This is a genomic window from Microbacterium maritypicum (assembly GCF_041529975.1).
GTDB lineage: Bacteria > Actinomycetota > Actinomycetes > Actinomycetales > Microbacteriaceae > Microbacterium.
The window spans coordinates 1386283-1407669 of record NZ_CP168030.1; the positions used below are offsets into that span (position 1 = coordinate 1386283).

At 70.4% G+C, this 21387-nt stretch carries 23 protein-coding genes; 14 read left to right on the forward strand and 9 right to left on the reverse strand.

Translation table 11 applies throughout. The features are described from left to right. Positions 1–26: 26 nt before the first annotated feature. A complete protein-coding gene (locus ACCO44_RS06705; RefSeq protein ID WP_372469039.1) occupies positions 27–1310 on the reverse strand; it encodes a M18 family aminopeptidase in 1284 nt (427 codons plus the stop codon). 262 nt (positions 1311–1572) lie between these two features. Between ACCO44_RS06705 and ACCO44_RS06710 the strand changes: the two genes are divergently transcribed. After that, on the forward strand, positions 1573–2436 hold the full coding sequence (locus ACCO44_RS06710) for an EamA family transporter (RefSeq protein WP_262001410.1): 864 nt from the start codon (positions 1573–1575) through the stop codon (positions 2434–2436). Here the strand turns inward: ACCO44_RS06710 and ACCO44_RS06715 are convergent, their stop codons facing one another. Next, on the reverse strand, positions 2437–3093 hold the full coding sequence (locus ACCO44_RS06715; RefSeq protein WP_029261076.1) for a response regulator transcription factor: 657 nt from the start codon (positions 3091–3093) through the stop codon (positions 2437–2439). A 226-nt stretch (positions 3094–3319) separates the two neighbouring features. On the opposite strand from ACCO44_RS06715, the gene ACCO44_RS06720 reads away from it, so the two are divergent. Then, positions 3320–4465, forward strand: a complete 1146-nt coding sequence (locus tag ACCO44_RS06720; RefSeq protein ID WP_105710522.1) for a sensor histidine kinase — start codon at positions 3320–3322, stop codon at positions 4463–4465. Positions 4466–4716: 251 nt separating this feature from the next. Here ACCO44_RS06720 and ACCO44_RS06725 read toward each other — a convergent pair whose 3' ends face one another. Next, positions 4717–5460: a GntR family transcriptional regulator gene (locus tag ACCO44_RS06725; protein ID WP_258134121.1), complete on the reverse strand. Its 744-nt coding sequence runs from the start codon at positions 5458–5460 to the stop codon at positions 4717–4719. Between the two features lie 169 nt (positions 5461–5629). Between ACCO44_RS06725 and ACCO44_RS06730 the strand changes: the two genes are divergently transcribed. The 6 genes from ACCO44_RS06730 (at position 5630) to ACCO44_RS06755 (ending at position 12166) form a co-directional block, all read left to right on the forward strand. Beyond that, positions 5630–6559 (forward strand): phosphate/phosphite/phosphonate ABC transporter substrate-binding protein, encoded by a 930-nt coding sequence (locus tag ACCO44_RS06730; RefSeq protein ID WP_372469040.1) that lies wholly within the window; start codon positions 5630–5632, stop codon positions 6557–6559. A gap of 109 nt (positions 6560–6668) precedes the next feature. Continuing rightward, positions 6669–7499, forward strand: a complete 831-nt coding sequence (gene phnC, locus ACCO44_RS06735) for a phosphonate ABC transporter ATP-binding protein (RefSeq protein ID WP_029261080.1) — start codon at positions 6669–6671, stop codon at positions 7497–7499. Continuing rightward, entirely contained in the window at positions 7496–9223 is a 1728-nt protein-coding gene (phnE, locus tag ACCO44_RS06740; protein WP_372469041.1) for a phosphonate ABC transporter, permease protein PhnE, read from the forward strand. The genes phnC and phnE overlap by 4 nt, the downstream gene beginning before the upstream one ends. Beyond that, positions 9220–10359 (forward strand): TIGR03364 family FAD-dependent oxidoreductase, encoded by a 1140-nt coding sequence (locus ACCO44_RS06745; protein WP_372469042.1) that lies wholly within the window; start codon positions 9220–9222, stop codon positions 10357–10359. The genes phnE and ACCO44_RS06745 overlap by 4 nt, the downstream gene beginning before the upstream one ends. Continuing rightward, a complete protein-coding gene (locus ACCO44_RS06750) occupies positions 10356–11066 on the forward strand; it encodes a phosphonatase-like hydrolase (protein WP_372469043.1) in 711 nt (236 codons plus the stop codon). Before ACCO44_RS06745 ends, ACCO44_RS06750 begins: the two co-directional genes overlap by 4 nt. Positions 11067–11077: 11 nt before the next feature. Further along, complete coding sequence (locus ACCO44_RS06755; RefSeq protein WP_372469044.1) at positions 11078–12166, forward strand: alcohol dehydrogenase catalytic domain-containing protein; 1089 nt, start codon at positions 11078–11080, stop codon at positions 12164–12166. A gap of 23 nt (positions 12167–12189) precedes the next feature. On the opposite strand, the gene ACCO44_RS06760 is transcribed toward ACCO44_RS06755, so the two are convergent. Next, complete coding sequence (locus ACCO44_RS06760; RefSeq protein ID WP_372469045.1) at positions 12190–12690, reverse strand: CinA family protein; 501 nt, start codon at positions 12688–12690, stop codon at positions 12190–12192. 35 nt (positions 12691–12725) lie between these two features. Next, complete coding sequence (locus tag ACCO44_RS06765) at positions 12726–13205, reverse strand: hypothetical protein (RefSeq protein WP_029261356.1); 480 nt, start codon at positions 13203–13205, stop codon at positions 12726–12728. 187 nt (positions 13206–13392) lie between these two features. Here ACCO44_RS06765 and ACCO44_RS06770 point away from each other — a divergent pair, with 187 nt between their 5' ends. The 3 genes from ACCO44_RS06770 (at position 13393) to ACCO44_RS06780 (ending at position 15710) form a co-directional block, all read left to right on the forward strand. Continuing rightward, positions 13393–13740 (forward strand): ATP-dependent DNA ligase, encoded by a 348-nt coding sequence (locus ACCO44_RS06770; RefSeq protein WP_105710515.1) that lies wholly within the window; start codon positions 13393–13395, stop codon positions 13738–13740. Between the two features lie 125 nt (positions 13741–13865). Continuing rightward, entirely contained in the window at positions 13866–14750 is an 885-nt protein-coding gene (locus ACCO44_RS06775; RefSeq protein ID WP_105710514.1) for an SDR family oxidoreductase, read from the forward strand. 42 nt (positions 14751–14792) lie between these two features. After that, a complete protein-coding gene (locus ACCO44_RS06780) occupies positions 14793–15710 on the forward strand; it encodes a DMT family transporter (protein ID WP_105710513.1) in 918 nt (305 codons plus the stop codon). Here the strand turns inward: ACCO44_RS06780 and ACCO44_RS06785 are convergent. Both ACCO44_RS06785 and ACCO44_RS06790 read right to left on the reverse strand, forming a co-directional pair. Next, positions 15682–16461: a YidC/Oxa1 family membrane protein insertase gene (locus ACCO44_RS06785; RefSeq protein WP_262001398.1), complete on the reverse strand. Its 780-nt coding sequence runs from the start codon at positions 16459–16461 to the stop codon at positions 15682–15684. The genes ACCO44_RS06780 and ACCO44_RS06785 overlap by 29 nt on opposite strands. 66 nt (positions 16462–16527) lie before the next feature. Beyond that, positions 16528–16800, reverse strand: a complete 273-nt coding sequence (locus ACCO44_RS06790; RefSeq protein ID WP_105710511.1) for a DUF6412 domain-containing protein — start codon at positions 16798–16800, stop codon at positions 16528–16530. Between the two features lie 96 nt (positions 16801–16896). Between ACCO44_RS06790 and ACCO44_RS06795 the strand changes: the two genes are divergently transcribed. Further along, entirely contained in the window at positions 16897–18027 is a 1131-nt protein-coding gene (locus ACCO44_RS06795; protein WP_372469046.1) for an NAD(P)H-dependent flavin oxidoreductase, read from the forward strand. On the opposite strand, the gene purU is transcribed toward ACCO44_RS06795, so the two are convergent. Next, complete coding sequence (purU, locus tag ACCO44_RS06800; protein ID WP_029261363.1) at positions 18017–18868, reverse strand: formyltetrahydrofolate deformylase; 852 nt, start codon at positions 18866–18868, stop codon at positions 18017–18019. The two genes, ACCO44_RS06795 and purU, sit on opposite strands and share 11 nt — an antisense overlap. A gap of 85 nt (positions 18869–18953) precedes the next feature. Between purU and ACCO44_RS06805 the strand changes: the two genes are divergently transcribed. Both ACCO44_RS06805 and ACCO44_RS06810 read left to right on the forward strand, forming a co-directional pair. Next, the gene (locus ACCO44_RS06805; protein ID WP_036303154.1) at positions 18954–20168 is read left to right on the forward strand and encodes a cation:proton antiporter; all 1215 of its coding nucleotides are present in this window, start codon (positions 18954–18956) and stop codon (positions 20166–20168) included. Continuing rightward, positions 20165–20635 carry a glutaminase gene (locus tag ACCO44_RS06810; protein WP_372469047.1) on the forward strand — a complete coding sequence of 157 codons (471 nt, stop codon included), beginning with the start codon at positions 20165–20167 and terminating at the stop codon, positions 20633–20635. The genes ACCO44_RS06805 and ACCO44_RS06810 overlap by 4 nt, the downstream gene beginning before the upstream one ends. A 29-nt stretch (positions 20636–20664) precedes the next feature. Here ACCO44_RS06810 and ACCO44_RS06815 read toward each other — a convergent pair whose 3' ends face one another. Then, a complete protein-coding gene (locus ACCO44_RS06815) occupies positions 20665–21381 on the reverse strand; it encodes a GMP synthase (protein WP_372469048.1) in 717 nt (238 codons plus the stop codon). Positions 21382–21387 lie beyond the last annotated feature (6 nt).

The following is a 21387-nucleotide window of genomic DNA, read 5'->3' on the forward strand; positions in this document are numbered from 1 at the left end:
TTCTCGAGCCAGATCCTGCCCGCGGGTCAGCCCGCGAAGAACGACTGCGCGGTGCGCGTGAGGTCGTGCAGGTCCGAGACCCCGGCGAGCTCACGCGCGGAGTGCATCGAGAGGATCGGGATGCCGACGTCGACCGTGCGGATGCCGAGCCGTGTCGCGGTGATCGGGCCGATCGTCGATCCGCAGGGCACGCCGTTGTTCGACACGAACTCCTGGCCGGCCACACCGGCGCGCTCGCACCAGGCCGACCAGGATGCCGCGCCGACGGCATCCGTCGCGTACCTCTGGTTCGCGTTGATCTTCAGGATCGGACCGGAGCCGAGCACCGGCTGCACCACGGGGTCGTGCTTGGCCGCGTAGTTCGGGTGCACCGAGTGGCCGACGTCGCTCGACAGGCACCACGACGAGGCGTACGCCTGCCGACGTTCGGAGTCATCCGCCCCGAGCCCGGCGTACAGGCGCTCGAGCACGTCTTCGAGGAACGGGCCGGCCGCGCCGGAGCGCGACGCCGAGCCGAGCTCCTCGTGATCGAAGGCGGCGAGCACGGCGATCGGCCCACCGGCCGCCGGTTCGTGCGCGGCGAGTGCGACCACACCGGCATGCACCGAGGCGAGGTCGTCGAGGCGGCCGGAGGCGAAGAACGCGCTGTCCTTGCCGAAGACGGCTCCCCGCGCGGTGTCGGCGACCACGACGTCGTAGCCGCGGATGTCGGCGGCCGACACATCGGCGGATGCGGCGAGCTCGGCGAGGATGTCCGCCTCGCTCGGGTCGCCGAGTCCCCACACCGGCTGCGTCTCGGTCTGCTTGTCGAGCGCGAGCCCGTTGTTGACGCCCCGGTCGAGGTGGATCGCGAGCTGGGGGAGGCGCAGCAGCGGCCCGGTGTCGGCGAGCACCACGCGGCCGTCCGCCAGCGCCAGGCGTCCGGCGAGGCGCAGCTCGCGGTCGAGCCAGGAGTTCAGCAGCGGGCCGCCGTAGACCTCGACGGCGGCCTGCAACCACCCGCGCGAACCCGTCGTCGGCTGCGGCTTGAGCTTGAAGCCGGGGGAGTCCGTGTGTGCGCCGAAGATCTGCACGGGCGTGGCGGCCGCGGCATCCGTCGGCACGACCCAGGCGATCGTGGCACCGTCGCGCACGACCACGTAGCGTCCACCCGCCTGGACGGGCCAGGCCTCCTCCTCGCGGAGCGGCGTGAAGCCGGCGTCTTCGAGGCGTCGGGCCACCTCGGCCGCCGCGTGATAGCTCGACGGGGAGGCGGCGACGAAGTCGGCGAGGTCCTCGGCGTGGGCGAGTGCGACCGGGGTGACGGGCATGGCGGGCCTTCCTGGAGACGAGCGGTCCTTCGAGCGTAGCCGGGGTGATGCGCGGGTCCGCTTCCTGCCGCGGGCTGTCGTTTCCCGGCCGTTCATCCCGGAGGGTTAGGCTCGTCTCGATAGCGCCTAGGGTTCCGGGGTCCACACCCGTCTGGTCCGAGCGGCGCCACGGTCCTCCTCCGTAGGAGGGCCGTCATCTGACAGGACAAAAGCCCGGAGGACCCTGTTCGTCGCGCCGTGCGCCGGACGGAAGGGTCTCGTCGTGTCCCCTCTCGCGTTCGTCCTCGTCTTCGGGGCGGCCATCGCCCATGCCGCGTGGAACATCATCGCCCACGGCGTCAGCAGAGCGGGGTCGCCGTTCCTCTGGTGGGGCGCGGTCGGCAGCACGCTCGTGTGGATCGGCGTCGTGCCGTTCACAGGCGGTCTGGGAACGGATGACCTCGGCTCTTTCGCGCTGGGCGTGACCGTCTCGGCCGTGCTGCACGTGGCCTACATGACGGTGCTGCAGCGCGGCTACCGCGAGGGCAACCTCTCCACCGTGTACGCGACGGCACGGGGCACCGGGCCGTTCCTCTCGGTGATCGTCGCGGTGCTGTTGCTCGGGGAGCGGCCCTCCATCGTGGCGCTGATCGGGGTGGCGGCCGTGATCGTCGGCGTCGTGGCGATCGGCCTGGTCGATCGGGGGACCGGCACTGGCTCGCGGCGCATCGATCCCGGCATCCTGTTCGGCCTGCTCACCGGGGTCGCGATCGCCGTCTACACGATCTGGGACGCGCACGCGGTGCGGACCTGGAGCCTTTCGCCCGTCGCGTTCATGGTCGGCACGAGCCTGCTGCAGGTGCCGTTCTACTCGTTCGCGGTGCGCCGTCGATGGGATGCCGTCTGGGCGCTCGGGCGCGCGCAGTGGCGGCGGATCCTCGTCTTCGGCATCCTGTCGCCGCTGTCGTACATCCTCGTGCTGACCGCGATCCAGATCGCCCCGGTGGCGCTGGTGGCGCCGCTGCGCGAGGTGAGCGTCGTGCTGGTGAGCCTGTTCGGGGTGTTCGCGCTGCGGGAGTCGCGTCCGGGCTGGCGGATCGCGGCTTCGCTCGTCGTGGTCGCGGGGATCGTCCTCCTCGCGGTCTGATCAGCGGAAGCTGACGAGCCCGGCGTGCGCGGCGGTGACCAGGATCTGCACGCGGTCGCGCAGGTGCCACTTCGACATCATGCGTCCGAGGTGCGCCTTCACCGTCCCCTCCGAGACGATCAGCGCCTTCGCGATCTCGGCGTTGGACATGCCCTTCGCGAGGCAGTTCAGCACCTCGGTCTCGCGATCGGTGAGAGGTTCGAGGGCGTCGGCGTCCGCGGCGACGGGGGTGGAGTCGCGCACGTGCTTGATCAGCATCGACGCGATCCGCGGGGAGAGCGAGCTCGCGCCGCTGTGCACCTCGCGCACGCCCGTGACGATCTCTTCGGCGCTCGAGTCCTTGAGGAGGTATCCGGAGGCGCCGGCGCTGAGCATGGGGAGCACCGTGTCGCTGCCGTCGAGCGTGGTGACCGCGAGCACGCGCACGTGCGGCCAGCGTTCGGCGATCACTCCGGTGGCTTCGATGCCGTCCATCTCGGGCATCTGCACGTCCATCATCACGACGTCGGGCTGCTCGCGTTCGACCGTGGCGATCGCTTCCACGCCGTCCTCCGCCTGGGCGATCACGGTGATCTCGGGGTCGCGGGAGACGAAGTGCGACAGCGCCGAGCGGACCAGGGGATCGTCATCGACGATCACGACACGGATTTCCTGCATGGGGGAAGCCTAACGGCGCGGGCGACGGGCGATGGCGATGTAGACCTTTGGCTAAAAACCTCTAGACGAGAGACAGATGTGCGCTCCGCGATTCGCCGAGAAGATGAATACAGACATCGACGAACGACTACAAAATGGAGGTGAACGTTATGACTTTCTGGCAGCAGGTTGGCAAGTTCTTTGGTCTCCACAACTAATCTAGTTGGCAAATAGGAGATAGTGAAGCATGGCCTTTGACCACTCGACCCGGGAAACAGCGGATACGCTCCGCCTGAACCGAGGAGAGAAGCTCAGCGCGATCGAGCGGATCATCGTTCTGGTGATCGTTTCGATCACCATCGCCGCAGACGTCATCGGCTTCTTCACCACACCGGGTGTCAACCCGGTCGCGCTTCTGGTCAGCGTCGCCTCGACGGCGTCGTTCGCTCTCTATCTCTGGAAGCCGCTCATAGCGACATGCGCCCTCGGCGTCGTGTTCGCCGTCTCATTCATCCCCGGATCGGAACTCCAAGTCTTGACCGCCGCCGCAGTTGCGGCCGGCCTGGTCATGCGACTGGGGTGGACCTCGCTGATCCTTTCCTACACCGGCGGTTTTCTGGTCGCCGCGGCGCTCGTTCCGTTCGCCGCCGCACCAGGCGTGATCGTCAACATCGGCCTCTATCTCGTCTTCGCCACTGTGGCTGGAGCTGTCGGGTTCGCCCTGCGGCTCGCTTTCGCCCGTGGCAGCCGCCTCGAACGTGAACTCGAGGCGCGCGCCGAGCAGGAGCGCCAAGCCGTACTCGCCGAGCGACGCTGGATCGCCGGTGAGCTGCACGACAGCATCGCGCACCACCTCACGGTGGTCGCACTGCACGTGCAGATGCTCGAAGACCCCCAGACGAGTTCCGATTCGCAGGAGGCGATCCGAGTCGCCGCGCGCAAGGCGATGACCGATCTCCGCTTCGTGATCGAACTCGCCGACGACGGTCCGCAGTCGTCGAGCGTGCAGACGGGCGACCTCGCCGCCGCGATCGACGAAGCGGCGGAGGAGTTCGAAGCCGCCGGCCACTCCGTCGCCCGAGAGGGTGATCCGCAGGACGAGCGGATCCCGAGAGCCGTCGAGATCGTCCTCGCGCGCATCACGCGTGAATCCGCCACGAACATCCTCAAATACGCCGGCCCCGGCGAGGTGCAGATCACCCTCGCCGTGGACGATGAGGTCGCTTTCCTCACGTTGCGCAGCCCCCTTCCGACCACGCCGCGCCGCGAGCTCTCGTCGAGCCGCACGGGCCTCGGGCGGATGGCGGAGCGGGTCATGGGCGCGAGCGGTGAGTTCAGCGCCGGCGAAGTCGACGGATTCTGGGTCGTGTCGGCCCGACTTCCGGTCGTCTGATGCTCTAGAGTGTGGAGGCACCCTTTCCGCGATCCGCGAGAACCTAGACGAAAGTCTAGGGAAGTCTCGACGTTCGACAGTGTGGAACGGGTTGCGCGCAGCCGTATCCTGAAGGCTCCCCAGATAAAGCGTCCCCAGCGCTGCGATCGCGGGCGCGGTCTTTCTGGCTTCTGAAAAACTTGCGCGCTCGCGATCGCCTTCTGCGTTAACGGCCCGTTTCTCCGGCCTCCGAGCAGGGCTTACCCGCTTCGCTAACCGCCGACCGCGCGCATGTAATGCCCGTCCGTGGAGATGCCGGATGCGGCGACCGTGAAGCGCACGACCTCGCTCAGGTAACGGTCCTCCGAGGCCTCGAAGATCCGACCCTCCGCGTCACGGGACGTGCGGGTCAGCCGCAGGATGGGCGTGCCGCGCGGGACACGCAGCAGAGCGGCATCCTGATCATCGGCGGCCACCGCATCGATCACATGCTGCAGGGTCACGATCGGATGACCGACCGACGACAGGTGCTCGGTGATCGACACCTGGTCGAGATCGACATCGAACAGAGGTCGGCCCGCGGCCTCGGTGTAGTTGAGGCGCTCGAGCATGGTCGGGCGCCCGTCGAGCAGGCGCAGCCGCACAACGCTGACGATCGTGTCGCTCGGGTCCACCTCGAGTGCCGCCGCCAAGTCGCCGGCACGGCGCAGGCTCAGCTCCTGCGTCTCAGCCCCGGGGGAGACGCCCAGCTCGCGGGCCCAGCGCGTGAACGGCACCGACACGTCCACCGCCTGGTTCGCCTTGCGGGCGACGACCCTGGCCGGCCGGCCGCGGCTGGTCTCGATCAGGCCCTCACCGCGCAGCGCCGCCAGCGCGTTGCGGATCGGGCCGCGGGACGTATGCCATCTCTCGGCGAGCTCCGCCTCGGTCGGGACGTCGTCGCCAGGACGCAGTCCGCCGGCAGCGATCTGCGCGCGGAGGTCGTCGGCGATCTGGGTGTACACAGCTTCAGCCACATAGGTACATTACTTGGTCAGGCCGGAGCGCGCGAGCACGTTTTTGGAGTGTTCATCCAGAAGAATGCTCGGTAAACGAGGCCTGAACAAATCCGAGTTAGGTACATATCTCGGCGCGGCACCTGCGAGAGTCTTCCGTGGATCACCCCTCACACCCTGAAAGGCCCTCATGAAGCTTCGCGCTCTCCCCGCCCTCGCCGGCGTCGCGCTCCTCGCCCTCGGCCTCGCCGCCTGCTCCGGCTCCGCCGAGGCCACCGGCACTCCCGGCGCCGACGAATCGTCCGCTGCGAGCGGCTTCGCGGTCGACGAGAACACCCTCGTCTTCGGCGTCGTCCCCGACTCGGTCGACACCGAGACGAACTACCAGCCGCTCATGGACTACATCGCCGACCTCACCGGCAAGACCGTCGAATACCACGAGTCCACCGACTACGCGGCGCTCATCGAGGCCGCCGTCGCCGGCAAGGTCGACGTCGCCTCGTTCTCCGGCTTCACCTACGTCACCGCCACCAACAACGGTGCCAAGCTCACCCCCATCTCCTCCATCGTCACGGACGAGGGCCAGGAGCCCGGCTACTACTCGCAGGCGATCGTCCCCGTCGACAGCGACATCAAGAGCCTCGAGGACTTCCAGGGCAAGAAGGTCTGCTTCGTGGACCCGTCTTCGACCTCGGGCTACCTGTTCCCGTCGTACAACCTGATCGAGGCCGGCATCGACCCGAAGACCGACATCACTCCGGTCTTCGCCGGCAAGCACGATGTGAGCGTGACCAAGGTCGGCGAGGGCGTCGAGTGCGAGGTCGGCTTCGCCGAGGACTCCGAGGTCGAGAAGTCGGACAAGGTCAAGGTCGTCGCCGAGACGATGGTCCCCGGCGCCCCGCTCGTGTACTCGTCGACGCTTCCGGAGGAGGTCTCGAAGCAGCTCGTCGACGGACTCTCCGAGGTCACGATCGACGACATCATCGCCGCCGGCATCGACAGCGCCGACAGCGACTCCTTCCGCAGCGTCTTCTACGCCACGAAGCCGGTCGACGACGCCTACTACGACCTGATCCGCGACATCTGCAAGGAGACCGAAGCGGAGCAGTGCCAGGGCTGAGCCCGGCCTGACCCCTTCGTCTCACCCGGTGCCCTCCGCCTCGTCCGCCCCGCGCGGCGAGCCGGAGGGCCCCACCGCAGGACACACACCACATCACAGGAGCTCCGACATGACCGCCTCGGCATCCGACGCCCTCATCCGTCTCGACGGCGTGACGAAGACCTTCGGCACGACCACTGCCCTGAAGGGTGCCTCGCTCGAGGTCTCCCGCGGCGAGATCGTCGTTCTCCTCGGCCTCTCCGGCTCGGGGAAGTCGACCCTGCTGCGCCACCTCGACGGGCTCGAGGTCCCCACCGCAGGTTCGGTGGAGGTGCTCGGCTCCCAGGTTCCCTCGCTGAAGGGCCGGGCGCTCCGCGGCCTCCGCAGCCGCGTCGGGTTCATCTTCCAGCAGTTCGAGCTCGTGCCCTCGCTCACCGTGCTCGAGAACGTGCTCACCGGCTCGCTGTCGGGTGTGCGCGGACCGCGCCTCGGGCTCTGGGGCTACTCGCGGGCCGCCAAGCTCACCGCGCTCGAGCACCTCGACCGCGTGGGTCTGCTCGACCGCGCCTACCAGCGCAGCGACACCCTCTCGGGCGGACAGCAACAGCGTGTGGCCATCGCCCGCGCCCTCATGCAGAAGCCCGACATCCTGCTCGCCGACGAGCCGGTCGCCTCGCTCGACCCGGAATCGAGCGAGCAGGTCATGGCACTGATCCGCGAGATCGCCGCCGACGAAGGACTCACGGTCGTGTGCAGCCTGCACCAGGTCGACCTGGCGATCAGCTGGGCCGACCGCATCGTCGGGCTCCGCCACGGCGAGGTCGTGCTCGACACCCCCACCACCGACCTCACCAAGGCCGAGGTCATGGAGATCTACGGCCGCGTCGCGACCACCACCGCCGAGATCCGGGCCGTGCAGGAAGAGCTCGTCGTGGCGGCCGCACAGGTGGCGGCATCATGACGATCCTCGCCGACCGTCCGCGCACCGCAGCGGCCTCGACGGTCGCCGAGCGGGCTCCGAAGCGACCGATCTCGCCGGAGCGCATCGCGGCGTCCCTCACTCTGGTCGCGCTCGTCGTGCTCGGCATCCTCGCCGTTCGCGAGGTCGACATCTCCATCCCGGCGATGGTGCAGAGCTGGGGCAACGCCGAGAACTTCATGGCGCGTGTGGGCGGCCTCTCGTTCCCCGAGCCCGCCGACCTGGCCTGGCTCATCGCCCTGACCGTCGGCCTCGTGCTCGTCGGCACCCTGCTCGCCGCGGTGCTGTCGGTGCCGATCGCCTACCTCGCCGCATCCAACACGACGCCGGGGAACGGCTGGCGCGCCGCCGCCCGGTTCATCGGCGTCCTCACCCGCGCTCTGCCCGACGTGGTGCTCGCGATGGCGTTCGTGCTGATGTTCTCGCTCGGCACGCTCCCGGGCATCCTCGCCATCGGCATCCACTCGATCGGCATGATCTCGAAGATGTTCGCCGACGCGATCGAGCAGATCGATGAAGGCCCCCGTCTCGCGATCCGCGCCGCGGGCGGCTCGAAGATGCAGGAGTTCAGCGCCGGCATCCTGCCGCAGGTACTGCCCAGCTGGGTGGCGACGGTCTTGCACCGCAACGACATCAACCTGCGCGGCAGCGTGGTGCTCGGCTACGTCGGCGTCGCCGGCCTCGGCCTCGAGATGTCGTACGCCTTCAAGTCGCTCAACTACGGCAAGGGGCTGGGCATCGCCCTGGTCATCTTCATCCTCTGCATCGTGATGGAGATCGTCTCCAGTTTGGTCCGCGGGGCGATGCTCGGCGAGCAGAGGCACACCCGCTCCTGGATGGACCGGATGCTGCATCCGCGACTCAGCACCCACGCCGCAGCGGCACCCGCGGGACGCCCGGCATGGGCCACCAGCCCGCAGACCGCGGTGCGCCGCCCCTGGACGGCGCAGCGTGTGCGTCACACGATCGCCGGTGTCGTCGCCGTGCTCGTCGTGATCGGCAGCGTCGTGGTCAGCCAGATCAACTGGATGGACTTCGTCACGTTCTGGGCCAAGCTGCCCGAGGTCGCCGCCCGGTTCTGGCCGCCGTCGTTCGGAAGCTACGACGCGAGCGCGATGTTCGAGGCCATGCGCGACACGGTCGCGATCGCGCTCGCCGCGACCGTGCTCACCCTGCTCCCGTCGATCCTGCTCGGCTCCCTCGCCGCACGCAACGTCGCTCCCAGCCCGGGGGCGCGCGGAACGGCGCGACTGCTGCTCGTCGGCATCCGCGGCATCCCCGAGCTGATCCTCGCGATCGTGCTCGTCGTCATCACGGGCCTCGGTGCGCAGGCGGGCGTCATCGCCCTCGCGATCGGCGGCATCGGACTGCTCGGGAAGCTCATCGCCGACTCGTTCGAAGAGGTGGACCGCGGCCCCGAGCGGGCGCTGCGCGCGGTCGGCGCGACGCGTCTGCAGACCTACACCTCGGCCACCGTGCCGCAGGGGATGCAGGCGCTCATCGGCCACAGCTTCTACATGCTCGACACGAACATCCGCGCGGCGACGATCCTCGGCATCGTCGGCGGCGGAGGAGTGGGGTACTACCTGCTCAATGCCAGCCAGGGTTCGCGCTACGAGACCGTGACCGCGATCGTCCTGATGATCCTCGCCACCGTGCTCGTGGTCGAAGGGCTCGCCATGTGGATGCGGAAGGTGTTCCGATGAACGGCACTCCGGACACGGCCGACGTCGTGGTCGTCGGCTCGGGGATCGTCGGCCTCGGTGCGGCATACGCGGCGGTCCGTCGCGGGCTGCGCGTGATCGTGGTCGACCGCACCGAGGCCCCGGTCGGCGCCACGATCCGCAACTTCGGTCACCTCTGCATCGGCGCCCAAGGAGGGGAGGCGCGGCGCTACGCCGACGTCTCCCGCGCGCTGTGGCTGCGCCTCGCCAGAGACGCCGGCTTCTGGCTGCGCGAGTCGGGCACACTCGTGGCCGCCCGCCACGATGACGAGATCGCCGTGCTCGAGGCGGCCTCGCGCGAGGGCGGCATCCGCCTGCTCGAGGCCGACGAGCTCCTGCGTCTCGCCCCGCTCCGGGCCGACGGCCTCGTCGGCGGCGCGCACATCGAGGTCGACCTGCAGACCGATCCGCGCACCGCGGCCACCGCGATCGTGCGTCATCTCGCGAGCCTCGGCGTGGAGTTCCGCTTCCGCACCGCGGTCACCGCGGTGGGGGCGGGCCGAGTGGAGACCACCCGGGGCCCGATCGGCTGCGGAAGCGTCGTCGTCGCGGTGAACCACGACATCGACCAGTTGCTCCCCGAGGTCGCCGAGCGGCACGGGATCGCGCGCTGCGCCCTCGACATGATGCGGGCGGCGGTGTCGTTCCGGCGTCCGCTCGCCGCACCGCTGCTCACCGGCTGGTCGCTCGTGCGCTACGGGCGCTTCGCCGACGGGGTCGAGGCCACGGTGCTGCGGGAACGCCTGCATGCCGAGCGGCCCGACCTCGCCGCCATCGACCTCAATCAGATGTACACACAGCTGCCGGATGGCACGCTCATCATCGGCGACTCGCACGCGACCGCGGTCGCTCCGGCGCCCTTCCAGCCCGAGGCCGCCTTCACCGCATTCCTCGCCGAGGCCGAGGCGCTGTTCGACGCCCCGGCCCCGCGCGTGATCGAGCGGTGGCAGGGCGTCTACGCGAAGGGGCCGCAGGAGTTCCTGATCGACCGCGGCGACGACGGCGTGCTCGTGCTCGCCGCGACCACCGGCATCGGGATGACCACGGGCCTCGGCCTGGCCGAAGAGAACCTCGCCGCCGCCTTCGGGTGGACGGCAGCAATGGAAGGAACATCATGACCACTCCTCTCGAACTCGTCGTCCTCGACATGGCGGGGACCACCGTGCTCGACGACGGCGTCGTGGAGCAGGCGTTCCAGCGCGCCGCCGAGCGCACGGGAGTCGCCGACCGGATGCCGTGGGCCGAGGCCCTCGACTACGTCCGCGTGACCATGGGCCAGTCGAAGATCGACGTCTTCACCCACCTCGCCTCCGGAGACCGGGCCGCGGCCGAGCGTGCCACCGCCGCGTTCGAGGGGGCTTACGCCGAGATCGTCGCCGAGCAGGGCGTCTCCGAGATTCCCGGCGCGGCCGACGCCATCCAGGAGCTGAAGGATGCCGGGCTCACGGTCGTGCTGACGACCGGGTTCGCCCCGGTGACCCGCGATGCCCTGATCGACGGGCTCGGCTGGCAGGACCTCATCGACCTCGTGCTGTCGCCCGTCGACGCGGGGCGCGGCCGCCCCGCACCCGACCTCGTGCTCACGGCGCTGCTGCGCACGCAGACGTCCTCCGTGCGTGCGGTCGCCGTCGCCGGAGACACCGTCAGCGACGTCGAGTCCGGGCGTCGGGCCGGTGCCGGCTTCGTCGCCGGCGTGCTCACCGGTGCCCACGACCGTCCGGCGCTGAGCGCCGCGGGGGCGGATGCCGTGTTGAGCGATGTGACGGCACTCCGCGGAGTCCTCGCCCAGCGCGAGCTGCTTCCGCTCGTCGCCACCTCCTCCTGAGAGAGATCGTCATGGGAACGCTGCTGATCCGTCCGCCCGGTCACCGTCGCGACGTCACGCTGCGCCCGGCGGCCACCGCGATGGTCTGGATCGGCGAAGGCCATCCGCACGAGACGATCGCCGTCCCGGGGGTGGCCCTCGCCGACGGTGACGTGCTCGTCGCGGTCGAGATGTCGACGATCTGCGGCTCCGACGTGCACACGGTGCAGGGACGCCGATCCGCCCCGACACCCCTCGTGCTCGGTCACGAGAGTGTCGGGAGGGTGATCGCGACCGGCGACACCGGCGCGAACGCGGTCGACGGCACCCCGCTGCGCATCGGCGACCGCGTGGTGTGGTCGGTGACGATCTCGTGCGCGAGCTGTGACCGCTGCCTGCGGGGAATGCCGCAGAAGTGCCGCAGCCTCGGAAAGTACGGGCACGACCGGGTCGGTGCGCACGGCGACCTCACCGGCGCATTCGCGAGTCACGTGCAGCTGCGGGAGGGTACCGCCATCGTGCGCGTGCCCGAGGCGCTGCCGGCCGCCGTGCTCGCCCCGGCGGGGTGCGCGACGGCGACCGCGTGGGCAGCCGTGGCCAGGGCTGCCCGGGACCATGACCTCGATGGTGCCGCCGTGCGGATCCACGGTGCGGGGCTCGTCGGGCTCTCCGCCGCCGCGATCGCCGCGGAGCAGGGGGCGACGGTCGAGGTGCTCGACCCCAACCCGGACCGTCGCGCGCTCGCCGCACGGTTCGGCGCGACGAGTCTGGACCGCGAGCCCGACGTCGTGATCGAAGCCTCGGGCCACGCTGTGGGCGAGGCGCTCGCCGGGGTGACCGTCGGTGGCACGGTGGTGCTGGTCGGCAGCGTGTTCCCCGCCGATCCGGTGCCGTTCGACGCCGAGAGCATCGTGCGGCGCCTGGTCACGGTCGCCGGCATCCACAACTACACGGGAGCCGAGCTCGCCGCGGCCGTCGCGTTCCTGGCCGGACGCGGGCGTGCCTATCCGTTCGGTGACGCGGTCGGCGCGGTGCGTGGGCTGCACGAGATCGATGCCGCCCTCGAAGAAGCGACGGCAGCCGGCGCCCCCCTGCGGATCGGACTGCTCCCGGGGCACTGACCCGGCCGCGGTGGTCGGCCGAGCTACGCGGTCTGCTGCGGGCTTCGGCGGGGCCCGGCGGGTCGCAGGCCCTCTGCATGGAAGGCCAGGAGCCGGACGGCGGCCTCGACCGTCGTGGCGAGGACCTCCTCGGGATCGCCCGTCAGCGCCAGGCGGCGGTGTCCGACCGCGTCGGGGGTGGCCCACCCGAGGTACACCGTCCCGGGCGGATGGCCGCCGTCGGGATCCGGCCCGCCGACGCCGGTCGTCGACACGCAGAGGTCGGCGTCGAGCAGATCGCGCGCTCCGATGGCGAGCTGCTCGGCGCACGCTGCAGAGCACGGGTCCGTCCCGGGGACCAGTCCGAGCACCCGCTCCTTCACATCCGTCAGATACGCCACGACGCCGCCCGCGAACCACTCCGACGCGTCTGCCCCGGAACCGACGGTGTTCGCCAGCCGGCCCGAGGTGAGGGACTCCGCCACAGCCACACGCAGCCCCCGCTCGCGGGCGAGGTCGCTCAGTCGTTCGATGTGATCCGTCACTGCGAGACGCTCTCCGATGTCGTGCCCGTCGTCGTTCAGCGGGACTCGTCGCCGTCGTAGTCCGGACGCGGCGGCTGCAGCGGCTGATCGGAGTACTCGCCGCCCGCGCGGCCGCCGAAGGGGCGCCCGTGGTCGGCGAACTCGTCGCGAGCGAACACCAGCGTCCACGGTCCCGCCGTGAAGTGCGCACCGGTGCGGAGCGTCTCGGAATCGTCACCGGGGTGCGTGGCGTCCGCTCCGGCGCTGGCGTTCATCTCGCCCTCGCCGTGCAGGGTCAGGACATACTCGTCGCGGTCGTCGTGCGTGATCGTGGCGTGCACGGGATCGGTGTCCGCCAGACGCAGTTCGTTGCCTTCGGCGGAGCCGACCCGGACCACGTCGGCCTCGAGCGCGAACTCGGTGCGCTCATCGTCGCGCGTGATGCGCAGCCGGGGGTTTCCCGCGCCCCACTCGGCGTGCGTGGTTCCGGGGGTGTACCCCTCGTCGGGGCGATCGTCGATGTGTCGTGCGTTCATGGAAATGCCCTCCTCGAGCTCGGGTGTTCGAGATTAGGGTGAGCGTGTTCGTTCTGCCGAGGGGGTTGACTTCGCGATGGCGGACCCGCATCCGCCATCGGTCTGAACAGAGGCAGAATACTGTCGCCGCGTGAGCGAGAATAGGATGAGCCGTCGTCTCGGCCAGACTGCGACCAAGGAGCACAGAATGGGCAAGTTCGTCTATGAAGGCGGAGTGAAGACCGAGATCGAGGACCGCGCTCTCACACACCTGCAGCTCGTCATCACCGCGAAGCTGCGCCGTGGCGAGCCGTTCCCGTTCAGCTGGCGTGAAGACGCGAGCGTCGGCGGCGGCCGCACGACGGTCTGGATCCAGCCGGGCAGCTCGCTGGTGTTCAAGTACTTCGGCAGCCGTCAGCCCTCCATCAACCGGGCGTGGATCGAGGCGCTCGCCTTCACCGCCAACGCGCCGAGCGGGCTGTACCTGGTTCCCGAACCCGCCGAGGCGGGCGTGGAACCCGGCACCGAAGAGGTCCCCGTCACGCCTCAGCTCTGACCCGCCGCACAGCTCCTCTCGCGGCGGCGCTCCTCCCGCCTCCCTGCACGGCTGTCAACCCCCTGCACTCGTGGCTGCCGATCCGGAAGAGTCGATCGGACACATCGAGACGAGGAGGATCGGCCATGACCGACGACACTTCCGACCCCCGGCACGCGCATCGCGAAGAAGGCTTCCCCGCGCAGCAGCAGGACCAGCCCGGGCTCACGGAGCTGACACGTCCCGACCCCGATCACGGCGAGGAGAGCTACGTCGGCCACGGCCGGCTGGCGGGGCGCCGAGCGCTCATCACCGGCGGGGACTCCGGCATCGGGCGAGCCGTCGCGATCGCCTTCGCGCGCGAGGGCGCCGATGTCGCGATCGCGCACATGCCGGAGGAGCAGGACGACGCGGAGGACACTCTGGCCCTGGTCCGTGAGGCCGGACGCACGGGGGTGAGCTTCGCCGGAGATCTGCGCGACGAGGCCTTCGCCACCGACATCGTCGCCCGCACGCGGAGCGAGCTCGGCGGACTCGACACGCTCGTGCTCAACGCCGCGTACCAGCACGACATCGACGGCTTCGAGAACCTGGCGACCGACCGGATGCGGCGCGTGTTCGACACGAACCTCGTCGGTCTGCTGTTCTCCGCCCGCGCGGCGTACCCCGACCTCGAGCCCGGCGCGAGCATCATCGTGACGGCATCCGTCCAGGCGTTCAACCCGTCTCCGGGCCTCATCGACTACGCGATGACCAAGGCCGCGCAGGTGGCGTTCGTGAAGGCGCTCGCCGAGGAGGCGGGCCCCCGAGGCATCCGGGTGAACGCGGTCGCTCCCGGTCCGATCTGGACGCCGTTGATCCCCGCGACCGGCTGGGACGCGGAGAGGCTGGCGACCTTCGGGCAGGACACGCCCCTCGGACGCGCGGGTCAGCCGGCGGAGCTCGCCAGCGCCTACGTGTACCTCGCCTCGAACGAGTCCTCGTACACTTCCGGCTCGGTGATCGCGGTGACGGGCGGCAAGCCGCTCTGATCTGAGGGCGGCCGGCGGCGGGCGGCCACCTAAGCTTGTCTGGTGCAGAAGCCCGCCGCATCCGGCCCCCTCGTGGGCGTCGCACTCGTCATCGGCTCCTGCCTCTCGCTGCCCTTCGGCGCGGCCGTCGCGGCGCAGCTGTTCCCGGTGCTCGGGCCGTGGGGCGTGACCTCGCTGCGGGTCGCGATCGCCGCGATCCTGCTCGTCGTCATCGTGCGGCCGCGGCCCGGGAAGTGGACGCGCCCGCAGTGGCTCGCCGCGGTGCTCTTCGGCGTCTCGCTGGCCGCGATGAACGGCTTCTTCTACGCGGCGATCGACCGCATCCCGCTCGGCCCCGCTGTCGCGATCGAGTTCCTCGGGCCGCTCGTGCTCGCCGCGGTGCTGACTCGTCGTCTGGCGGATGCCGCCTGGGTCGGTGTCGCCCTCCTCGGCATGGTCGCCCTGGGCATCGACGGCCTCATCGGGGCCGAGCCGCTCGACCCGTTGGGGCTCGTCTTCATCCTCATCGCGGCCGGGTTCTGGGTGATGTACATCCGCATGAGCGCCCGTGTCGGCGCCCTCATCCCCGGCAGCAGTGGCCTGGCGATGGGGCTCGTGGTGGCGGCCGTGCTGCTGATCCCGGTCGGCATCCCGGCCGCATCGACGGTCGCGATGGATCCGCAGCTGCTGCTGCTCGCCGCCATCACCGCGGTGCTGTCGTCGGTCATCCCGTATAGCTTCGAGCTGGCCGCACTGCGCCGGCTGCCCCAGCGCGTGTTCGGCGTGCTGCTGAGCCTCGAGCCGGCGTTCGCGACACTGGCCGGCTGGCTGATCCTCGGACAGGATGCGACCCCGCTGCGGCTGCTCGCGGTCGCCCTCGTGATCGCCGCCAGCGTCGGCGCGACGCTCGGCGTGCGGAAGGACCGCCGCGACGGCGGCCCCTCCGGCCCCTTCACCGCCCCGATACCGCTGCCCGACTGACCGCCGGCGTCGGCAGCGGGAAGCGTCGGCGCAGGATGACGCGCTGCACGAGCGTCCACACGACTGTGACCGTGAGGTACAGCGCGGCGGCGAGCGGCACGAAGGCCGCGAACACCGCCGTCAGGTAGTGCAGCGACGACATCACGCGCAGCATCGTCGGGGAGTTCAGTGGCGAATCGTCGCCCTCGACCGGCGTCGGGCGGAACACCCGGCGGGTGACCTCGGCCACGGCGATCATGATGGCGAGCAGCACCCCGAAGACGAGGAACGTCGCCGGCGTGGCCGTGCCGCCGAACAGGGCCGAGACCAGGCTCGTGCCCAGCGGAGCACCGAACAGGTCGTGAGAGAGCAGCTCGTTCGGATGCCCGGCGATCTCCGGCCGGAGGAACAGCGTGTAGAGGATGCCGACGACGGGGGCCTGCGCCAGCACCGGGAGCATCCCCGCGAACGGCGAGGTGTTCTCGGCCTTGTACAGCGCCATCATCTCCTTCTGCAGGCGCTCGGGGTTCTTCTTGTGGCGGCGCTGCAGCTCGCGCAGCTTCGGGGCGAGGCGTGCCCTGGTCTGCTCGGCTTTGGCCTGCGAGATGCCGACGGGGATGAGCAGCGCGCGCACCAGCAGAGTGACGAGCACGACCGCGAGGGCGGCGGCCGATGCTCCGGCGATCGGGGTCAGGAGGTCGGAGAGCCCGGTCAGCGCGCCGTAGGCGGCGTCGAGGAGGGCGGCGAGAGGGGGGAAGGCAAAGGGGTCCATGGAAGTGTCCGTTCGTGGCGTCGGGAAGGGTCGGCGAAAGCCGCGCGATCCCGTCGTGTGGACGGACTACGCGGCGGTCGCGACTCCCGGCGCCCGCGGGCGTGGATGCCCGGCGGCGTCAGGATCGCTCTGCGTGAGCAGGGTTCCGACATCGATGGCCCGCAGCGGATGCGGGGCGTCGGAGGTGGCCTCGGGGCGCACGCTCAGCACGATCGCGAGCGTCAGCGCCGTCACGGCGAGCAGTGCGATGGCGAGACCGAGGGCCGCGGCATCCGGCATCGAGACGAGTCCGAGCGCGGTCGCGACGAAGCTCAGCATCTGCCCGAACCACTTGCTCATGCGCACTCCCCTCTGCAGCCGAGGGTAGCACCGGGGACCGCGGGACCGGCCGTCACGGTCGACCGTCTCCCTCCGCTGCGGGCGTAACGTCGAAGCATGAGTGACCTTCGCGCCCTGCTCGGGATCGAGCATCCGATCATCCTCGGCCCGTTCGGCGGGCTCTCCTCGACCGCCCTCACCGCCGCGGTGAGCGACGCCGGCGGGCTCGGTTCGTTCGGCCTGTACGGCTACGACGGTGACCGCATCCGCGCGACCGGGGTCGAGCTGCGGGCGGCGACCGACCGGCCGTTCGCGGTGAACATCTGGATCCCCACGGGCGATGAGGTCGAGCCGAACCCGCAGCACACGATCTTCGCGCAGGCGCTACAGCCGTTCTACGAGGCGGTCGGTATCGAGGTGCCCGCCCGACCGGAGCGGTACAACCCGCCTCTGGAGGAGCAGCTCGAGGCGGTCTGGGAGATCGCGCCCGCGGTGCTCAGCGTGGTGTTCGGCGTGCCGTCTGCGTCTGTGGTCGAGGAGGCTCACCGCCGCGGCACCCGGCTCGTGGGGACCGCGACCACCGTGGCCGAGGCGGTCGCCCTCGCCGAGGCGGGCGTGGATGCCGTCGTCGCCACCGGAGCGGAGGCCGGGGGTCACCGGGTGTCGTTCCTGCGCCCGGCGGAGGAGTCGCTGGTCGGGACGTTCGCGCTGGTCCCGCAGGTCGTCGACGCGGTCGGAGTGCCCGTGATCGCGGCGGGTGGGATCGCCGACCGGCGTGGGGTGGCTGCGGCGTTCGCGCTGGGCGCCTCCGGCGTGCAGGTGGGGACGGCCTTCCTCGCCACCGCCGAGTCTGCAGCGAACGACGCCCACCGCGACGCGATCCGCTCCACCGCGGCCGACGAGACCGTGCTCACCCGGGCGATGAGCGGACGGCTGGCTCGCGGGGCGCGCAACCGCGTCGTGCGGGCGATCGAGGCGAGCGGCACGATCGCTCCGTTCCCGATGCAGAACTGGCTCACCGGGCGGTTCCGCACGGCGGCCGGACAGCAGAACCTGGGCGCGCTGCAGTCGCTGTGGATGGGGCAGGCCGCCCCGCTCGTGCGCCATGACACCGCCGCCGAGGTGTTCGCCGAGCTGGCGGCGGGGGTTCCGGCGGACCGGGCTGGCCGGTCCGCGACCTCGGCCGAGATCGACGCGCGGATAGAAGAGAACCGGAACGCCTGGACGACGCCGACCGCTAGAGGATGACCGTGGACTTGCCGTGCACGATCACGCGGTCCTCGGCATGCCACTGCACGGCGCGGGCGAGCACCAGGCGCTCCACATCGGCACCACGGCTCTGCAGCTGAGCCGCCGACTCGGAGTGGGTCACTCGCGTGACGTCCTGCTCGATGATCGGGCCCTCGTCGAGGTCGGCCGTCGCGTAGTGCGCTGTAGCGCCGATGAGCTTGACGCCGCGATCCTTGGCACGCGCATACGGGTTCGCGCCGATGAACGCGGGCAGGAACGAGTGGTGGATGTTGATCACCGGCACCTCGAGACGCGTGATGAAGTCGTCGGTGAGGATCTGCATGTAGCGGGCGAGCACGACCAGGTCGACGTTTCCGTGCAGCAGCTCGAGCTGACGCTCCTCCATGGCGGCCTTGTCGCCGGAGGGGATGTGCACGAACGGCACGCCGAACGAGCGCACCGACTGGGCCAGATCGGGGTGGTTGGAGACGACCATCGTGATGTCGATATCGAGCTGGCCGCGCTGCGTGCGCCACAGCAGTTCCATCAGGCAGTGGTCGTACTTGGAGACGAAGATCGCGACGCGCTTGCGGCGGGCCACATCGTGCAGTGACCATTCCATGCCGAAGCGCTCGGCGACGACGGCGATGTCGGCTTCGAGGGCCGGGCGCGCGGCGGAGAGACCGTCGAGGTGGATCACGGTGCGCTGGAAGAAGCGTCCGCCCTCGGAATCGGTGGAGTGCTGATCGAGCGAGATGATGTTCGCGCCGTGCTGGGCGAGCACACCGGCGACAGCGGCGACGATGCCGGGCTGGTCGTCGCAGGCGATCAGCAGGCGGGCGGTATCGGGCTGAGACATGGGGGCTCCTCGAGGGTGTGCATCGATTCTGCCGTGGATGCTGAGCGGGGGCGAATCGCGGGAGGCGACTCGCTACTCTGAGACCGTGGAAGCGAGTGACCTCGGCCTGGTGCTGATCCCCCTGTTGGCTGTTGCGGCGCCGCTGCTCGCCCGCGGCGTGCGTCCCGTGGTGCGGGTGCCCATCGTGGTGTTCGAGCTCGTGCTCGGCATCCTCGTCGGGCCTGCCGTGCTCGGCTGGGTCGAGCCCGGCCCGCTGCTGGAGAAGCTCAGCGACTTCGGCCTGGCGCTGCTGTTCTTCGTCGCCGGCACCGAGATCGACTTCAAGATGGTGGCCGGAAAGCCGCTCGCACGGGCATCGGCCGGCTGGCTCCTCAGCGTGCTGCTGGGCATCGGCCTCGGCTTCTTCTTCGCTCCGGGCGAGGGGATGGTGGTCGTGGGCATCGCGCTCAGCTCCACGGCGCTGGGCACGCTGATGCCGATCCTGCGCGATGCCCGCGAGCTGGACACGCCTTTCGGGCGAGCGATCAGCACGATCGGGGCCGTCGGGGAGTTCCTGCCCCTGATCGCGATCTCGATCTTCCTGAGCACGCGGACCACGCCGATCGCCACAGCCGTGCTGCTGACCTTCGTGGTGCTGGCAGGCCTCGCGGTGCTGCTGGCGCATCGCGTGCCCCACGGCCGACTCCACCGCATCGTCCTCGCCACACTGCACACGTCCGACCAGTTCGGGGTGCGGTTCGTGATCCTCCTCATCGCGGCGCTCGTGGGGCTGAGCGTGATGCTCGACCTCGACATGCTGCTCGGTGCGTTCGTGGCCGGTGCGGTCTGGCGCATCATCATGACGCGCGCGCCGAAGGAGTCCGCCGAGCAGATCGAGAGCAAAATCGAGGCCATCGCCTTCGGCTTCCTGGTGCCGATCTTCTTCCTCTACACCGGTGTCACGTTCGACCTGCAAGCGCTGCTCACCTCACCCACCGCGCTGGCGCTGGTGCCGATCTTCCTGATCGCCCTGCTCGTGATCCGCGGTGCGGCGGCGCAGCTCTCGGCTCCCGCGGGGATGAGCGTCCGCGACCGGGCAGCGCTCGGGCTGCTGGCCGCCACCGGTCTGCCGATCATCGTCGCGGTCACCGCGATCGGTGTGGATCAGGACATGCTCGACACGGGCACAGCCGCCGCGCTGGTCGGGGCCGGCATGCTCTCGGTGCTGCTGTATCCGCTGATCGGGATGACGCTGCGCGGCGATCGCGCGGAGGTCGTCGGACCGGCACGCGCGGGCGAGGCTGTGCAGGGGGAACTGTGACCACCGCATCGGCGCTGCTGACCGCGGCTGTGGCCGATCTCGCCGGCGCCCCGAAGGAGGGGCTGGGCGAGCAGCGCGATTCGCGGTGGCGCGGGCGCCGCATCGTGCGCGTCGGCGAAGCCTGGCATCTCGGGGCGCTGCTGCTGACCGACACGCACGCGCTGGCCACCGCCGAAGTGCTGCGGGCTGCCGATCCCGGCCGCCGCGGCTACACGGCCGAGTCGGCTCGCGAGCGGGCCGAGCGCCGGGCCGAGGCGCTGCGTGGCGGGTTCGACGAGGGTGACGTCGTGCACGTGGGGTGGAGCGTGATCGACGTGGACGCCGTGGACGCCGGGGGCTCGTCCGGTCCGCTGGCCCTGGTCGACGGGGCGCCGTCGGTGCGCTGGAGCGCGGCCGGAGGCTTCATGCCGCTGGAGGCATACCTGCGGGAGCGAGTGGCTCTGCTACGCGACGGGGCAGCCGGCTGACTCAGGCGCGCTGACTCAGGCGGGCTGACTCAGGCGAACGTTTCGGCGAACCGGCGGAGGAGCGCCGCGCCCTCGGTGACGGATGCCGCGAGCACCTGCTGCTGCACCGCGTCGAACTCGTCGGGGTCGAAGTAGCCGGTGGTGCGGTAGAACGTCATCCGGTCGGCGAAGTCGCGGGGAGTGGGCTCGGGGTGGAACTGTGCCGCGTACAGATGCGTGCCCACGCGGTAGGCCTGCACCGGGCATGCGTCGTTGGTCGCGAGCAGCACGGCGCCGGGCGGGGTGTGCGCCGCGCTCTCCTTGTGTGCCGTGAAGACCGTGAGAGCGGGCCCGCTGGGGCCGAACACCGGGTCGGCTGCACCCTCGGGCGTGACGTCGATGACCGTGGCGCTCGCGGGCTCCGGGGTGTCGGTGACGACCTCTCCGCCGAGCATGCGGGTCACGACGCCGATGCTGAAGCACGTGAAGAACACGGCGACCTCGGACGCGACGGCCGCATCGGCCAGGGTGCGCAGGTCGGCCTCGACGCGCAGCTGCTCCGGGGACTTCACGGTGTCGGAGACGTTGTACGGCGAACCGCCGACGACGATGCCCCGATAGGCCCGCGCGCGCTCGAGGTCGAGCGGCGTCTGCAGCAGGTCGAGCCGGTCGACCACGTCGGCGCCGAGCGCCCGCCGGAACGAGGCGTGCTCAGCATCCGCCGCCCCGAGCTCGGGACGCACGCAGACATAGAGGAGCGAGGCCATCAGGAG

Excerpts from the sequence above, each read along its gene's own strand:
- ACCO44_RS06715 (WP_029261076.1), bottom strand. The coding sequence starts at position 3,093 with ATGCAGGAAATCCGTGTCGTGATCGTCGATGACGATCCCCTGGTCCGC.
- ACCO44_RS06785 (WP_262001398.1), bottom strand. The coding sequence starts at position 16,461 with ATGGACCCCTTTGCCTTCCCCCCTCTCGCCGCCCTCCTCGACGCCGCC.
- ACCO44_RS06775 (WP_105710514.1), top strand. The coding sequence starts at position 13,866 with ATGACCGACGACACTTCCGACCCCCGGCACGCGCATCGCGAAGAAGGC.
- ACCO44_RS06745 (WP_372469042.1), top strand. The coding sequence starts at position 9,220 with ATGAACGGCACTCCGGACACGGCCGACGTCGTGGTCGTCGGCTCGGGG.
- phnE (WP_372469041.1), top strand. The coding sequence starts at position 7,496 with ATGACGATCCTCGCCGACCGTCCGCGCACCGCAGCGGCCTCGACGGTC.
- ACCO44_RS06770 (WP_105710515.1), top strand. The coding sequence starts at position 13,393 with ATGGGCAAGTTCGTCTATGAAGGCGGAGTGAAGACCGAGATCGAGGAC.
- ACCO44_RS06795 (WP_372469046.1), top strand. The coding sequence starts at position 16,897 with ATGAGTGACCTTCGCGCCCTGCTCGGGATCGAGCATCCGATCATCCTC.
- ACCO44_RS06790 (WP_105710511.1), bottom strand. The coding sequence starts at position 16,800 with ATGAGCAAGTGGTTCGGGCAGATGCTGAGCTTCGTCGCGACCGCGCTC.
- ACCO44_RS06705 (WP_372469039.1), bottom strand. The coding sequence starts at position 1,310 with ATGCCCGTCACCCCGGTCGCACTCGCCCACGCCGAGGACCTCGCCGAC.
- ACCO44_RS06765 (WP_029261356.1), bottom strand. The coding sequence starts at position 13,205 with ATGAACGCACGACACATCGACGATCGCCCCGACGAGGGGTACACCCCC.
- phnC (WP_029261080.1), top strand. The coding sequence starts at position 6,669 with ATGACCGCCTCGGCATCCGACGCCCTCATCCGTCTCGACGGCGTGACG.
- ACCO44_RS06815 (WP_372469048.1), bottom strand. The coding sequence starts at position 21,381 with ATGGCCTCGCTCCTCTATGTCTGCGTGCGTCCCGAGCTCGGGGCGGCG.
- ACCO44_RS06730 (WP_372469040.1), top strand. The coding sequence starts at position 5,630 with ATGAAGCTTCGCGCTCTCCCCGCCCTCGCCGGCGTCGCGCTCCTCGCC.
- ACCO44_RS06755 (WP_372469044.1), top strand. The coding sequence starts at position 11,078 with ATGGGAACGCTGCTGATCCGTCCGCCCGGTCACCGTCGCGACGTCACG.
- ACCO44_RS06750 (WP_372469043.1), top strand. The coding sequence starts at position 10,356 with ATGACCACTCCTCTCGAACTCGTCGTCCTCGACATGGCGGGGACCACC.
- purU (WP_029261363.1), bottom strand. The coding sequence starts at position 18,868 with ATGTCTCAGCCCGATACCGCCCGCCTGCTGATCGCCTGCGACGACCAG.
- ACCO44_RS06720 (WP_105710522.1), top strand. The coding sequence starts at position 3,320 with ATGGCCTTTGACCACTCGACCCGGGAAACAGCGGATACGCTCCGCCTG.